This is a genomic window from Kluyvera georgiana ATCC 51603, assembly GCF_001654985.1.
Classification (GTDB): Bacteria; Pseudomonadota; Gammaproteobacteria; order Enterobacterales; family Enterobacteriaceae; genus Kluyvera; species Kluyvera georgiana.
The window spans coordinates 105,832-120,352 of the sequence record NZ_LXEU01000030.1 but is presented as its reverse complement, the minus strand read 5'-3'; the positions used below and the strand labels follow the sequence as shown (position 1 = coordinate 120,352).

The following is a 14,521-nucleotide window of genomic DNA, read 5'->3' as shown; positions in this document are numbered from 1 at the left end:
AAAAGACAATAACTGCGCAAACAATCGCTAACCCATACACCTCAGATATATAAAACAAATATATAGATATTTTATATATCTTCATTTGATTTTTTCGCCATTATTTTTAACCAGGCAGGGCTTGTGATGACCGGTTTTACCTTATTTCCCAAAATCAAAAATGCCGTTGAATGGATGGCTGGCCACAGCGATGCGGTTATTCAATTTGGCTGGAATGTCGTTGCTGCCATTATTCTGTTGTTCGTCGGTAAAGCTATCTCACGCCTGCTGTCCCGCGGGCTGGAAAAGCTCCTGCTCAAGCGTAAAGTCGATATCACTATCGTCCAGTTTTTCACCGCGCTGGTACGTTACATTACGCTGGCTTTCTTTGTCGTGGCCGCGCTGGGCCGCGTGGGGATCGAAACCTCATCGATCATCGCCGTTATCGGTGCTGCGGGCCTGGCGGTCGGGCTGGCGCTTCAGGGCTCGCTCTCCAACTTTGCCGCGGGCGTGCTGCTGGTTTCCCTGCGCCCTTTCCGCGCCGGTGAAGTGGTTCAGATTGGCGCCATGACCGGCACGGTAGAGAAGGTGCACATTTTCTCCACCACGCTGCTGACAGGCGATAGCAAAGAAGTGGTGATCCCCAACGGCAAGATTATCGCTGACAACATCATCAACTACTCCCGCCATCCGTTCCGTCGTATCGATCTCGTCATCGGCGTAGGTTACCAGAGCCGCATTGCTGACGTCAAACGCGTGATTAATCAGCTGATTGAAAAAGACTCGCGGATTGACCGCCAGCGCGGCGTCACCGTCCGTCTGGGCGAGCTGGGCGCCTCATCGCTGAACTTTTATGTGCGAGTGTGGGTACGCAATGCGGATTACTGGGACACCTATTACGATATGCTGGAAAACATCAAAGAGGCGCTGGACGCCAATCATATCGACCTGCCTTATCCACAGATGGATATTCGCGTGGAGAACGTGACCGCGCCAGCGCACCCGCAGCTACAGCTGGTTGATTAATCCCGAGGGCACGCGGGTGCCCTTTGCAACAGCTTCACTAACTCAGCAATTCCTTTACTGAGGATCTTATCGTGGCGCATCACCACCGCCAGCTGGCGGTGCAGCAGCGGTGCCAGCGAGCAGACATGTAACCCTTCCCGGTCACGAGGCGCCTCAACCGCCATACGCGGAATAATGCTGTAACCCAGGCCGGCGGCCACCATTCGCTTTATCGCTTCAATACTGCCCAATTGCATCACCGGCCGGACGTCTACGCCTGCTCGTTGGAACCAGCCATCAATCAGGCTACGCGTGCCGCTTCCTTGCTCGAACGCGATAAGCGGTAGATCCCGCAACGCGGCCGGCGTTGCCATTGACGTCCGTTGCGTTGCAGCAATAATCAGCACAAATTCCTCTCGTTGAACCGCCATAACCTCCAGACTGCGCCCGCTCGCGGGCAAGGTGACCAGCCCCAAATCGAGCCGATTCTCTTCTATCGCCCGCACGATATCCGGGGTATTGCCGGTGGTCACCCCCACCGTCAGCCGCGGGTAACGCTCACGCAGTTCCTGCAGCATCGGCGGCAGCAGATGAATGCACGCCGTAGCCCCGGTGCCCAACGAAATCTGGCCGCTCACCTGCTCGCTGCATTCGCTTACCGACTGCACGGCTTCATTCACCGCCTGTTCAATCCGCTCGCCGTGCAGCAGCAGCGCCATTCCTGCCGCCGTCGCCTTCACGCCGCGCCCGGTACGTTCAATCAACCTTGTCTGTAAGAACTGTTCAAGCTGGCGAACCTGAAGACTCACTGCAGGCTGAGAGATACCCAGCGCATCAGCCGCCGCCGAAAAGCTGCCACGCTGCACCACCAGGCGGAAGGTTGCCAGATATCCCAGATTCAGCGTCGTCATGCAAAGTTTCTCTTATCAGGGTCATAAACGGAGGGCTCTGCCAGCACAATAGCCTGAGCGTTATGCTGCCAGCAACTGCATAACTGACGAGAATATAATGAAAACACCTGCCGCCCCTCTTTCTGTTACCCTTGCCGCTGGAGGCAACCAGCTGATTAACTGGGGGATCTCATTTTATATGCCTGGCACCTTCGCCCGCGCGATTACGCAAGAGACCGGCTGGGCAGCGACGCATATCTATTTCGGCCTGACGCTGGCCATGCTGGTGATGGCGCTACTTTCACCGTGGGTCGCCCGCCTGCTGGCGCATTTTGGCGGTCAGCGCGTGGTAGTCAGTGGCACCATGCTGATGGCGATAGGCTGTCTCTTGATGTCGCTCATACGCACCTTGCCGGGCTGGTACTGCGCCTGGATACTGACCGGCGTCGGGATGCGGCTGGCGCTGTACGACGGTCTGTTTGCCGCGCTGGTGAACCTCTACGGCCAGCGAGCCAGACCGACCATTTCCCGCGTCACCTTAGCCGGCGGACTAGCCTCCGCGCTATTCTGGCCGCTGGGCAGTACATTACTTACGATAATCGACTGGCGACACGCGCTGCTGGTGTACAGTCTGCTCGGGTTTCTTAGCGCCCTGATTCTCATTCCAATGCCCAACCAAAAACTGCCGCCAGTGAGCCCACGCAGCCCCAACGCAGTGCTCGCCCGTGACAGGCATATAGGCTGGCTTTACGCCGCACTGATTGCCATCGTGACCTTCATCTCTAATGGCACCTCTACGCATCTGCCGGAGTTTATCGCCGCCCACGGTCTCCCCATCGCCGTGGGTATTCTTTGGGGCGTCGGGCAGACCGGCGCGCGCTTTCTTGAAGTCGCCTCCGGCTCAGCGTTAACGCCCATCAGGCTGACGCTGCTCACGGTCTTTTTCATACCGCTGTGTTTTGCATTGGGTATCAGCAGCGCACAGATTGGCTGGGCAGCCGGAGGGTTTGTCCTCGGATACGGCGCAATTAACGGCCTGACCACGGTATTCAAGGCTACGCTGCCACTTCAACTCTTCGCCGCTGAAGACTATGCCCGTCGCACTGGCGTATTGCTGATCCCGGCCCAACTGCTGGCCGCCGCCTCGCCGTTCGCCTACGCCTGGCTCAATCAGACGCTGGGTATGCAGGGAAGCCTTACCGTATCCGCGGCACTGGCTGTGATAGCCGCAGGGCTGGCGGTGACCATTGCGCTGTGCCAGACTGCTCGCATAACAAAAAACAACGATCAACACGCTTCACGACAAGGATAACTCCCATGCACCTGCAAACCGAACGCCTGATCCTCCGCCCGGTGGCGGTGACCGATCTTGACGCGCTTTACCGCATCTACGGCGATCCCGCGACCAACACCTTTAACCCTGCTGGACCACATCCGGATATCGAACACTCTCACCGCATCCTGACGGGGTGGCTTGAACATCGCGACGCTCACGGCTTCGGCAACTGGGCGTTCAGCCTGCGGGATGCCCCCGAACAGATTATCGGTTTTGGTGGGCTACGCATTGTCGAATATCCCTTCGGTGCGGTGAATAACCTGGGCTACCGCTTTGCGCCCGAAGCGTGGGGAAAAGGGCTGGCTACGGAGTTTGCCCTTGCGGCGGTGGAGTATGCGTTTACGATATTAAAACTTGAGGAGGTCGTGGGTATTGTGCGCAAGAATCATCTGGCATCACAGAAGGTATTGCTGAAGTGCGGAATGAGGCTGGTCAGAGAAATTAACGATGTGCCGGGGGCAGAGCCGAGTTTGCAGTATCGGCGCAGACGCGGGTAAACGATATAAAAAAGGGCCTTGAGCTTTTGGTTTATCAGGCCATAATCAGACGCTTAAAAAGTAGCTGCTGAACATCCTGCCGATGTGCCAGGATCGCATGCGCGGTCACTAAGGTTCCGTCTACGGAATACAAAACCCGGTAGCCTTCAGCGTGGTTAAACTCCCGGTATTTGGCGCAGCCAATTTTCAGCAGTTCAGGGCAAATCTGGCAGCCCAACGGGAACTGGCCTACGGTATTCTCAAACTGTGTGAGAATATCTGCGATAACCGGGCGCGGCTCAACATCAACGCGCTTTAGAAAACCGACTATTGTGTCGATGCATTGCTTTACCGTAAGCGTATACTCAAAGGTCACCAGCTGTTCCATGGAAATCCCTTAACGTTGAGCGCACTGAGTTTAATCCGCAAGTCCATCCAGCAACTGGTCTTTCGAGAACACGCGTCCTTCCGCTTTATCTTTCTCAGAAAGGGTAAGCAGCTTTAGCAATGCAATGGCATTTTCCCTTTCCTGCTGCTGGTCATAAGACTCTATAACATAAGCAGGCACACCATTTTGTGTGACCAGGATGGGTTCTGACAGATCAAGCGTTGCTGCGTTCTTTTTAACGTAACTGATGGTCTCTACTTTCATGATTCGTTCGCCTAATGGTCATGCATCAGTTTTAATATAGACCATATTTAGACCACCAACAAGGCCTCATACGACTCTGCTATTATCAGAAATAATCCCTCTATTACGCGGGCTTACTTAGGAGTAATTTACTGCTTTACGTGCAGGCTGTTGCCAGACGTTAAATTATTCCCACTCGATGATTAACACTGTCTTAAAACACTATAAAATCAATAAAATAGCATTATCTCTGCATGTCGATACCATACAAAATACCATGGTAAGAAAACTTGGAGACTGTACTGATCGTGTCGCCCGACGCAAAACGCTTTTAGACTGACAACTTGCACACCACAAAGGATATTCGTCCAAAAGCGGTTATTCAAAGAAGTCAACGCCCTGGGTTGGATCTTCCGCTTGCCTCCACCAGACTTACATCATCACGAAGCAATGTCACCATCGCTTCATGATGTGCTGTTATCTGCTGATCGTCCCAGTTTGTATTTCGGGTGATTTCCGCCATTCTCTTGAGCTTGGGACTTTGAAGTTCAATTGTATCCTTGAAGTTTTCGGCCTTCACTCTGGGGAGGCTATTGCTGAATTTTGAGTTCGCGCTGACGCTTACGAGCGCGAGGTTGCCAAGCAGGTTAAGGCTAGAACCTGAAACAACCGCGCCCGACTGTTCTTTGTCAGGATGCTGTGGATAGAAGTGCTCAATGGAAGTTCTGAACTGAAATTTGAAATCTCGTTTTGAGGAGTCACTCAACAGAAGATAGTCGAGATACGAAAAGACGATACGGCTGATACCAAACCCTTGTGGTTGCTGATCTTTCTCAAAGGAGAATGTCTCTTTAACCTTGCTGCGGGCATATCCCTTCAACAAATCGGCAAGATCCGCATGTTTCACGTCTCGAGGGGCTTTAACGGAGAGCCAGCGAAGAACTTTGGTAATCCAGTGCATCGTTCGCGGAGAAGTGTAGGTAATCCGAAGCATGGACTGAAGCAGCAATACATCTCGGGTATGTGGGTCAGCACTCCCGTCCTCCTCTAAGCTTCCATTGCTGGCCGAGAAAACATGGATGTACGTCGGGGTTGGCTTCTTGTCCCCGCCTCCTTTTTTCAGTCGCTGGAGAGACCAATCGCCATCGTCACCGATGTTTGCCGTGAATTGACGCTTCAAGATGAAGCCATCGAAGAGGTTGCGGCACTTGAGAAGCATAAATGCAAAACTACGCACCCAATCGGCTTTAGCGTCGGGTACATTATTTACGGCGTCGTCAAATGACTTGATGAGGCGCTTGTCGTCAAGCAGGCCTTCGTCTTCGACCTCATCGCCTTTCATAATTCTTAGAACGTGTAGCAGAAAGGCCGGAAACTCAATAGTCGAACGAAACCGCTCGTTGCCCTCGTCTTCAGTGGAATTTGACTCGAGCTCTTTAGCGTATTTTGACAACGCCTCATCCAAGGACAACGATACCCCTTCGGAGGATTGCCTTGATGAATTGATGCCGGATTGCGGACGACTTTCCATTAGCGAAGCGAAGCTGGTCACCTCCAGCCAGGACCATTCATCACCAAATACTTTGTTTCGCAAACTTGTGTCACCACGGGTCAGAGACATCTGGACATAAGAATCCATGTCAGCACAGGAATCCCAAACCCACGCGAAGCATTCGCGTTCATATTGATTGGGCAGTTTGCTCATCAGGCGAGCCTTAACAATATCAACCTGCTTGAGTTGCTGCCCACGAGTGTTCATGATCTCGAAGTAGCGATTGAGGTCGGTATTGGGTGGCAGCGAGGCACGGACGACAGTCACCTTCGTTAGCAAGAAATCGGAGAATTTTTCGCGTGAGCGATTAAGGTTTTCATTTTGTTTGAAGAACTGATTGATGATGCTGTAGCCTTCATGAATGCCAGCATCTGCATTACTCGTGGAGCCCTGCGGTCGAACGTGCTCCTTAGCCGCCTCCTGTGCTACTCGCAGCAGGGCCTCAGTTGCTCGTGCGCGCGACTCATATTGCAAGTGGCCTGCATGGCCAACCGACGGCTTCTCACCCTCACCGTCTTGCTCCAGGAAGGTCAGAAGCAGATAGAGGGTTGTAAGTCGTTGCTGTCCATCTATGACCTCGAACTCATCCTCTCGACCCCGCTTGATTACAACAAGGTTCCCAAGAAAATAGTTGTCCAGGCCCCCTACCACCGAGTCTTGAATATCGCTAATAAGTTGCTCAATCTGTTCGGCCCGCCAAGCATAGTTCCGTTGATAAATAGGAATCAGATAATTGTCAGTGAATAGCTTGCCTACTGTTAACAGTTCAGGTTTCAACTCCTTCTTGCTCATTGTAGCCCCTTGATAAAAGCAACGAGTTCCTTTTCGTGGTTATCGCTGTATGGCTTACTTGCTATTGGAAGTTTGCGGACAACACTTCCAGTCATCGCGTTACGTAGCAAAACAAAAGGCGATTTATTTGCATCGTTTTTACCTCGCGCTCGGTTGTCAGCAGATACAAATTGCACACGAAGTAACTCGACCCGCAAGGCATATGCCCATGCGAATAACCTATTTCGCACTTCATCTACATCTTCATCGCCAAACTTGTTTGTATAGCAAAGCAGCGCGGCAATGAACAATTCGTACACGTAGCGGTAGCGACTTTGAGATGGGCCAAAGTTTTTGAAACCTCTGTCAATAACCTCTTGTTCCAGTATCTTCAATTCGTCAAGCATGAATGTCACCATCTCGAAAAATGAGCGTCCTGCGATTATCGGGGCATCAAGCTGAAAGCGGCTGCGCCCGGCATTTCGTGCATCATGTGTAGAGGATACCGACCATGCACTTAGAAGTGGCATAGCGGCTTGTGCTGCAAGGTGATATCGCAGATTTGGCGAAAATGACCTGTGGGATCGTGATGAAATGCCCTTGAACATGCCGATGTCCCGAATAGTAAATTCGAGCGAGCTTTCGCCTCGTGACCACTTGGATATCCGGTATAAAAAAGTAGAAAAAAGCCTGTCCAGATCCTCATCGTTTACGGCTTCCCAAGCCTCAACGACAGCCACTTTCATAGCAGCGGACTCACCGTGCATTTCGCGCAGGTGGTGTGCTTTGAGCAAGTCGTGAGGGGCAAGCGGTTTGCCGCGATAGTTCTGAGAATCAAAGACACGAAATGCCTCATCAATATCGTCCGTCACAATACGCACCAACTGACATTTGTGACAGATAAAATCCAAAAACTCTTTTTTATCTTCCAACTGCGACAGGCGCCTTTGAAGCTCTATCCAAACTAGGGAGACAGGGGTTTCGCTGTTACCAGACATCGAAATTTGATGATTTATCGGATCTAAGGCCGCAAGAATCATTCGCAAAGTCAGCAGGCGCTGCTGCCCGTCGACTACATTGAGATACTCACCATCATCGTGAAGAATAATTGCACCCAAAACATAGGGAATATCTTTTCGTTCGGTATCTCGAAGAGCTTCGCTGATATCATCCACCAGCTGTAGAGCAGTCGATACCTCCCAACTGTATGGGCGTTGATAGTTCGGTATCCGAAGGCCTTGCTTGAGTAGTTCATCCACGGTGACTGCACTAACACCGTTCTCTCCGTTAATCGCCATTCCTATGTCCCTTCATTGACGCTTTTCTATTTTCTCAGCTTATTTTCCGCAAACTTTATTCACCTATATGGATACTTCGATTCCCAGCGGCGGCTGTCTTGTTCACAATTTCTATCACGAGGTGCTCCTCTGGCGCATATTTAACGATCTGGGGCATGGGTCGAGAGAGCGGTTCTGATCAAAGCGAGCATCGATGGCATCAGCACAGCGCTGCAATGCACCCGGTTGTCGATACCATGGCATTTGCTGATACGGTCACATGGTATTTGCTATATCTTCGATTCAGCGTCGGCCTTAAACCATAAAAAATGCCATTGATAATGCAGTCAATATCATCAATGGCACTCACTAAATCAAATAAAACAATAGGCTAAATAATAGCCTCACTCCCACTCGATCGTGGCTGGCGGCTTACCGCTGATGTCATACACCACGCGGGAAATGCCGTTTACTTCGTTGATGATGCGGTTAGAGACGCGGCCTAAGAAGTCATACGGCAGGTGCGCCCAGTGAGCGGTCATAAAGTCGATGGTTTCCACAGCACGCAGGGAAACAACCCAGTCGTACTTACGGCCATCGCCCATTACGCCAACAGAACGAACCGGCAGGAACACGGTGAACGCCTGGCTGACTTTATTGTACAGGTCAGCTTTGTGCAGCTCTTCGATGAAGATAGCGTCCGCACGACGCAGCAGGTCGCAGTACTCTTTCTTCACTTCACCCAGCACGCGAACGCCGAGACCCGGGCCCGGGAACGGGTGACGGTACAGCATGTCGTACGGCAGGCCCAGTTCCAGACCGATTTTGCGCACTTCGTCTTTGAACAGCTCACGCAGCGGCTCAACCAGCCCCATCTTCATCTCTTTCGGCAGGCCGCCCACGTTGTGGTGAGATTTGATGACGTGTGCTTTACCGGTGGCAGACGCCGCAGATTCGATTACGTCAGGATAGATAGTCCCCTGCGCCAGCCACTTCACATCTTCCAGCTTCAGCGCTTCTTCGTCGAACACTTCAACGAACACACGGCCGATGATCTTACGTTTGGCTTCCGGATCGTTCTCGCCTTTCAGCGCTTCCAGGAAGCGCGATTCGCCTTCCACGTGAACAATGTTCAGACCAAAGTGGTCGCCGAACATGTCCATCACCTGCTGGGCTTCGTTCAGACGCAGCAGACCGTTGTCCACGAACACGCAGGTCAGGTTTTTACCGATTGCGCGGTGCAGCAGCATCGCGGTGACGGAAGAATCCACGCCGCCGGAAAGACCGAGGATCACTTTGTCGTCGCCAACCTGCTCGCGAATACGGACAACGGCATCGTCGATGATTTTCGCCGGAGTCCACAGCGCTTCACACTGGCAGATATCGCGTACGAAACGCTCCAGCATGCGCATCCCCTGACGGGTGTGGGTCACTTCCGGGTGGAACTGCACGCCGTAGAAGCGTTTTTCTTCGTGCGCCATAATGGCGAACGGGCAGGTCTCGGTGCTGGCAACGGTGACGAAACCTTCCGGGATCGCGGTTACTTTGTCGCCGTGACTCATCCATACGTCGAGCAGCGGTTTGCCGTCGGCGGTCAGAGAATCTTCGATACCGCGAATCAGCGCGCTGTCGGTCTGTACCTCAACCTGAGCGTAGCCGAATTCACGCTCGTTAGAACCTTCAACGTGGCCGCCCAGCTGCATTGCCATGGTCTGCATACCGTAGCAGACGCCGAAGACCGGCACACCGGCGTTGAAGACGTACTCAGGCGCGCGCGGGCTGTTTGCTTCGGTGGTGCTTTCCGGGCCGCCGGAGAGGATGATGCCGCTCGGGTTAAACTCACGGATTTGTGCTTCAGTAACATCCCATGCCCACAGTTCACAGTAGACGCCCAGTTCACGTACGCGACGCGCGACCAGCTGGGTGTACTGCGATCCGAAATCGAGGATGAGAATGCGATGTTTATGAATATTGTCTGTCATTTGACGATAATTCCGAGGCAAGTGAAACAATAACAAAACGCCCGGTTTAAAACCGGGCGCGGAAACTTATCAGGAGCCCATGCGATAGTTCGGGGACTCTTTGGTGATGGTCACGTCGTGAACGTGGCTTTCCTGGATACCCGCACCGCTGATACGCACGAATTCAGCCTTCGTACGCAGCAGGTCGATGGTACCACAACCGGTCAGCCCCATACAGGAGCGCAGGCCGCCCATCTGCTGGTGAATGATCTCTTTCAGGCGGCCTTTATACGCTACGCGACCTTCGATACCTTCCGGCACCAGTTTGTCAGCGGCGTTATCGCTCTGGAAGTAACGGTCGGAGGAACCTTTGGACATCGCGCCCAGGGAGCCCATACCGCGGTAGGATTTGTAAGAACGGCCCTGGTAGAGTTCGATTTCGCCCGGGGATTCTTCGGTACCGGCCAGCATAGAGCCCACCATCACGGCAGCGGCGCCAGCGGCAATCGCTTTAGCGATGTCGCCGGAGAAACGGATACCGCCGTCGGCGATAACCGGAATACCGGTGCCTTCCAGCGCTTCAACCGCGTCAGAAACGGCAGTGATCTGCGGAACGCCCACGCCGGTCACGATACGAGTTGTACAGATGGAGCCTGGGCCGATACCGACTTTCACCGCGCTGCAACCGGCTTCGGCGAGTGCGCGAGCGCCAGCGCCAGTCGCGACGTTACCGCCGATGATTTGCAGGTCAGGATATTTAGCTCGGGTTTCACGGATACGCTGCAGCACGCCTTCGGAGTGGCCGTGAGAGGAGTCGATCAGCAGTACGTCAACGCCCGCGGCAACCAGCGCATCAACGCGCTCTTCGTTGCCCGCGCCCGCGCCCACTGCGGCACCAACGCGCAGACGACCTTTCTCATCTTTACAGGCGTTCGGTTTACGTTCGGCTTTTTTGAAGTCTTTAACGGTGATCATGCCCAGCAGGTGGAAGCTATCGTCAACCACCAGCGCTTTTTCGACGCGACGTTCGTGCATTTTAGCGAACACCACATCACGCGCTTCGCCTTCGCGAACGGTCACCAGACGATCTTTCGGGGTCATGTAGACGCTCACCGGCTGGCTCAGGTCGGTGACGAAACGCACGTCACGACCGGTGATGATACCTACCAGTTCATTGTCTTCGGTCACAACCGGATAGCCCGCGAAGCCGTTGCGCTCGGTCAGCTCTTTCACTTCCGCCAGCGTGGTGGTTGGCAGCACGGTCTGCGGGTCGGTGACCACGCCGGATTCGTGTTTCTTCACCCGACGAACTTCTTCCGCCTGGCGCTCGATAGACATGTTTTTGTGGATAAAACCAATGCCGCCTTCCTGTGCCAGGGCAATCGCCAGGCGCGCTTCAGTCACGGTGTCCATTGCCGCAGAGAGCATAGGAATGTTCAGACGAATGGTTTTGGTCAGCTGAGTGCTAAGGTCAGCCGTGTTCGGCAGAACGGTAGAATGAGCGGGAACGAGGAGGACGTCGTCAAACGTCAGGGCTTCTTTTGCGATACGTAGCATGGGCAATATCTCACCTGGGAGGTTATTAAATATTGCCGCGGCATTATACAGAGCGTAAGCGATTGCATCCACACTTTTTTGCATAAAATGCTTGCACTCGCTCGTTAGCAGGTTACTATCGACTGAATAACTTGCTGATTTAGAATTTGATCCCGCTCACATGTTATCCTCACAAAGCCCCGCAATTTTTACCGTTAGCCGTCTTAACCAGTCGGTGCGTCTACTGCTCGAAAAAGAGATGGGCCAGGTGTGGATTAGCGGCGAGATCTCCAACTTTACCCAGCCCTCTTCCGGCCACTGGTACTTCACCTTAAAAGACGATAACGCCCAGGTGCGCTGCGCAATGTTCCGCAACAGCAACCGCCGGGTGACGTTCCGCCCACAGCACGGACAGCAGGTGCTGGTACGCGCCAACATCACGCTGTACGAGCCGCGCGGCGATTACCAGATTATCGTCGAAAGCATGCAGCCCGCGGGCGAAGGGCTATTACAGCAGAAATATGAACAGCTGAAAGCCAAACTGCAGGCTGAAGGGTTGTTCGATCAGCAATATAAGCAGCCTCTGCCCTCCCCGGCCCACTGCGTCGGGGTGATTACCTCGAAAACCGGCGCGGCGCTGCACGATATTCTCCACGTTCTTAAACGCCGCGATCCCTCGCTGCCGGTAGTTATCTACCCTACCGCGGTACAGGGCGACGATGCGCCGGGGCAGATCGTGCGCGCCCTTGAACTGGCCAACGCGCGCGGCGAGTGCGACGTGTTAATCGTCGGGCGCGGCGGCGGCTCGCTGGAAGATTTATGGAGCTTTAACGACGAACGCGTGGCGCGCGCTATTTTTGCCAGCCGCATTCCGGTGGTTAGCGCCGTTGGCCACGAAACCGATGTCACTATCGCCGATTTTGTCGGCGACCTGCGCGCGCCGACGCCGTCGGCGGCGGCGGAAATCGTCAGCCGTAACCAGCAGGAACTGCTGCGCCAGATTCAATCCGCCCAACAGCGTTTGGGCATGGCGATGGACTACTACCTCGCCAACCGCAGCCGCCGTTTTACTCAGATGTTCCATCGCCTACAGCAGCAGCACCCGCAGCTGCGTCTGGCGCGTCAACAAACTTCACTGGAACGGCTGCGTCAGCGTATGAGCAGCGCGTTGGAAAGCCAGATCAAACAGGCCAATCAGCGCCAGCAGCGCATGCTGCAACGTCTGAACCAGCAGAATCCGCAGCCGCGTATTCATCGCGCCCAGTCGCGTATCCAGCAACTGGAATATCGCCTGGCCGAATCCATTCGCGCACGCCTCAGCGAACAGCGCGAACGCTTTGGCAATGCGGTCACGCATCTGGAAGCCGTCAGCCCGCTGGCGACGTTGGCGCGCGGCTATAGCGTCACCACCGCCAGCGATGGCAAGGTGTTGAAACAGGCGAAGCAGGCAAAAACCGGTGAAATGCTGACGACCCGGCTGGCAGACGGCTGGGTCGAGAGTGAAATTAAAACGGTGACGCCGGTGAAGAAAACGCGCGCACGTCAAAAACGGCCTGAATGATCGACATTAAAGACGCGCCTGACGCTTCGCTTATCCAGCGGATATAAGAGTGGCAAAGGTGTAGGCCGGGCAAGGCATCGCCACCCGGCAACAGCGCTACTGGCCCGCAGATTCGCTAACAGAGGCCCACTCAACCCGCTTTTTCGAGATCATCCCATGGCCGTTCTGGCAGAAAAAATCCACCGCGCCGCAGGCCTTTAACACTTCCAGCGGCTTATGGCACTCGGGGCAGCGTGGCTCGAGGGTAAAGGTTTTATCACAGTGCGCGCAGTGCGCCTGTTGGCCCTGCACCTCCAGCGAGGCCTGACAGGTTGGGCAGATGAATTCCATGGCGACTCCTTAACATCGTATTGTGCCGCCATTTTATCACGTCTCAGTGCGTCCCGCGTAACCGCTGCTGAATCTGCAACAGCGCCTCGACCTCGCCAATACGCCGTGCCGTGAGCTTAGCCACTTCCTGCGGCGCACGGGAATACAAACTTTGCGCGCCCAGAATCTGCTCGCCCAGACAGTGGGCATAAATTGCGCCGCGACGGGTCCAGCCGAGTACGGAATCGCCGCAAATGAGCTCAGCGCGCTCGCCCTCGGGGCTACGGTTCTGGCTTATCACTCGCCCGTCGCGCAAGGTAATGCGGATCCCCTTACGTTCAACGCCCGGCCCGGCATATTTATTCAACCACAGGTTGACCGCAATCCCACCCAGCGTGCCGACCAGATGCGCCTCACCCTCTGCCGTTTCGATATCGCCCAGCGCAATGGGCCGCCCTAATCGGTCCCTGACTCGCTCAGCGCACAGCACAATGTCATCGCTGCCGCCGAGATAGCGCACCGTCTCACGCATCATCGCCAGTACGTGGGTACCAATATCGACAATCACCCCGTCCGGGTGGCGCAGCTGGCGGCTATCCGGTTGCCCGGTGGCAAAATTCAGTGCGATAGGTTCACCCGCGGCGTTATAGCCGCTTGGCTCCAGCAGAAAGCCGTCGATGCTGACAATATCGTCCAGCGAGATGACCACCGGGCGGTCAATTACCGCGCCATCTTCAGGCTGCCAGCGGTCATCCATTCGCCCCTGTGCCAGACACAGCACGCCGTCACGGGCCATCCAGTGATCCAGCGCCAGCACGCGCCGCGCGTTATCCGGCACCGAAAGCAACTGGCGCAGTGCGGTAAGCTGCTCCAGCGTGGCGGCGATCGGCTTCTCCACCACAATACGCGGAATCGGCGAACGCAGCGCTTGTTCAAGCACCGGCAGATGCGCCAGCGAAACGGTGGTAATAAACAGCGTGTCGATGGGCTGCGCCAGCAGTGCAGCAAGCGATTCATAGACCGTCACACCCGGCAGCACCCGCAGCGGATTGCGGTCATAGCCGCAAATCTGGGTCACCGGCAGCGACAGCGCCTTTAGCGCGGGTAAATAGGCGGTTTCAACCACCGACCCGAGGCCGATAAAACCAATATTCATAGCATTCGACTCATGAAGAAAAACAATACGACAGGCATTATGCGTGAAGCGCCACCACAGAAACGTGTCCGCGATGGCTTA

At 54.6% G+C, this 14,521-nt stretch carries 13 protein-coding genes; 4 read left to right on the top strand and 9 right to left on the bottom strand.

Annotated features, from left to right (window positions below):
* The first annotated feature begins 126 nt into the window (after window positions 1-126).
* On the top strand, window positions 127-1,005 hold the full coding sequence (gene mscS, locus M989_RS06735; RefSeq protein ID WP_064543593.1) for a small-conductance mechanosensitive channel MscS: 879 nt from the start codon (window positions 127-129) through the stop codon (window positions 1,003-1,005).
* On the opposite strand, the gene M989_RS06730 is transcribed toward mscS, so the two are convergent.
* Entirely contained in the window at window positions 1,002-1,895 is an 894-nt protein-coding gene (locus tag M989_RS06730) for a LysR family transcriptional regulator (protein ID WP_064543591.1), read from the bottom strand. The two genes, mscS and M989_RS06730, sit on opposite strands and share 4 nt — an antisense overlap.
* A gap of 97 nt (window positions 1,896-1,992) precedes the next feature.
* Here M989_RS06730 and M989_RS06725 point away from each other — a divergent pair, with 97 nt between their 5' ends.
* A complete protein-coding gene (locus tag M989_RS06725; RefSeq protein WP_064543589.1) occupies window positions 1,993-3,186 on the top strand; it encodes an MFS transporter in 1,194 nt (397 codons plus the stop codon).
* Between the two features lie 5 nt (window positions 3,187-3,191).
* Entirely contained in the window at window positions 3,192-3,707 is a 516-nt protein-coding gene (locus tag M989_RS06720; RefSeq protein ID WP_064543587.1) for a GNAT family N-acetyltransferase, read from the top strand.
* A 34-nt stretch (window positions 3,708-3,741) separates the two neighbouring features.
* Here M989_RS06720 and M989_RS06715 read toward each other — a convergent pair whose 3' ends face one another.
* The 6 genes from M989_RS06715 to guaB form a co-directional block, all read right to left on the bottom strand.
* A complete protein-coding gene (locus M989_RS06715) occupies window positions 3,742-4,074 on the bottom strand; it encodes a type II toxin-antitoxin system RelE/ParE family toxin (RefSeq protein WP_064543585.1) in 333 nt (110 codons plus the stop codon).
* A gap of 30 nt (window positions 4,075-4,104) precedes the next feature.
* A complete protein-coding gene (locus M989_RS06710; protein ID WP_004853132.1) occupies window positions 4,105-4,338 on the bottom strand; it encodes a type II toxin-antitoxin system Phd/YefM family antitoxin in 234 nt (77 codons plus the stop codon).
* 370 nt (window positions 4,339-4,708) lie between these two features.
* Window positions 4,709-6,661 (bottom strand): DUF262 domain-containing protein, encoded by a 1,953-nt coding sequence (locus tag M989_RS06705; RefSeq protein WP_064543583.1) that lies wholly within the window; start codon window positions 6,659-6,661, stop codon window positions 4,709-4,711.
* Window positions 6,658-7,938 (bottom strand): DUF262 domain-containing protein, encoded by a 1,281-nt coding sequence (locus M989_RS06700; RefSeq protein WP_064543581.1) that lies wholly within the window; start codon window positions 7,936-7,938, stop codon window positions 6,658-6,660. The genes M989_RS06705 and M989_RS06700 overlap by 4 nt, the downstream gene beginning before the upstream one ends.
* Before the next feature lie 383 nt (window positions 7,939-8,321).
* The gene (gene guaA / locus M989_RS06695) at window positions 8,322-9,899 is read right to left on the bottom strand and encodes a glutamine-hydrolyzing GMP synthase (RefSeq protein WP_038642595.1); all 1,578 of its coding nucleotides are present in this window, start codon (window positions 9,897-9,899) and stop codon (window positions 8,322-8,324) included.
* A gap of 69 nt (window positions 9,900-9,968) precedes the next feature.
* Window positions 9,969-11,435, bottom strand: coding sequence for an IMP dehydrogenase (gene guaB, locus M989_RS06690; RefSeq protein WP_064543580.1), 1,467 nt, complete (start codon window positions 11,433-11,435; stop codon window positions 9,969-9,971).
* 160 nt (window positions 11,436-11,595) lie between these two features.
* Between guaB and xseA the strand changes: the two genes are divergently transcribed.
* On the top strand, window positions 11,596-12,975 hold the full coding sequence (gene xseA, locus M989_RS06685) for an exodeoxyribonuclease VII large subunit (RefSeq protein ID WP_064543578.1): 1,380 nt from the start codon (window positions 11,596-11,598) through the stop codon (window positions 12,973-12,975).
* A gap of 96 nt (window positions 12,976-13,071) precedes the next feature.
* Here xseA and M989_RS06680 read toward each other — a convergent pair whose 3' ends face one another.
* Together M989_RS06680 and M989_RS06675 are read right to left on the bottom strand one after the other, a co-directional pair.
* Window positions 13,072-13,305: a zinc ribbon domain-containing protein gene (locus tag M989_RS06680; protein WP_064543576.1), complete on the bottom strand. Its 234-nt coding sequence runs from the start codon at window positions 13,303-13,305 to the stop codon at window positions 13,072-13,074.
* 43 nt (window positions 13,306-13,348) lie between these two features.
* Entirely contained in the window at window positions 13,349-14,440 is a 1,092-nt protein-coding gene (locus M989_RS06675; RefSeq protein ID WP_064543575.1) for a Gfo/Idh/MocA family oxidoreductase, read from the bottom strand.
* Between the last annotated feature and the right edge of the window lie 81 nt (window positions 14,441-14,521).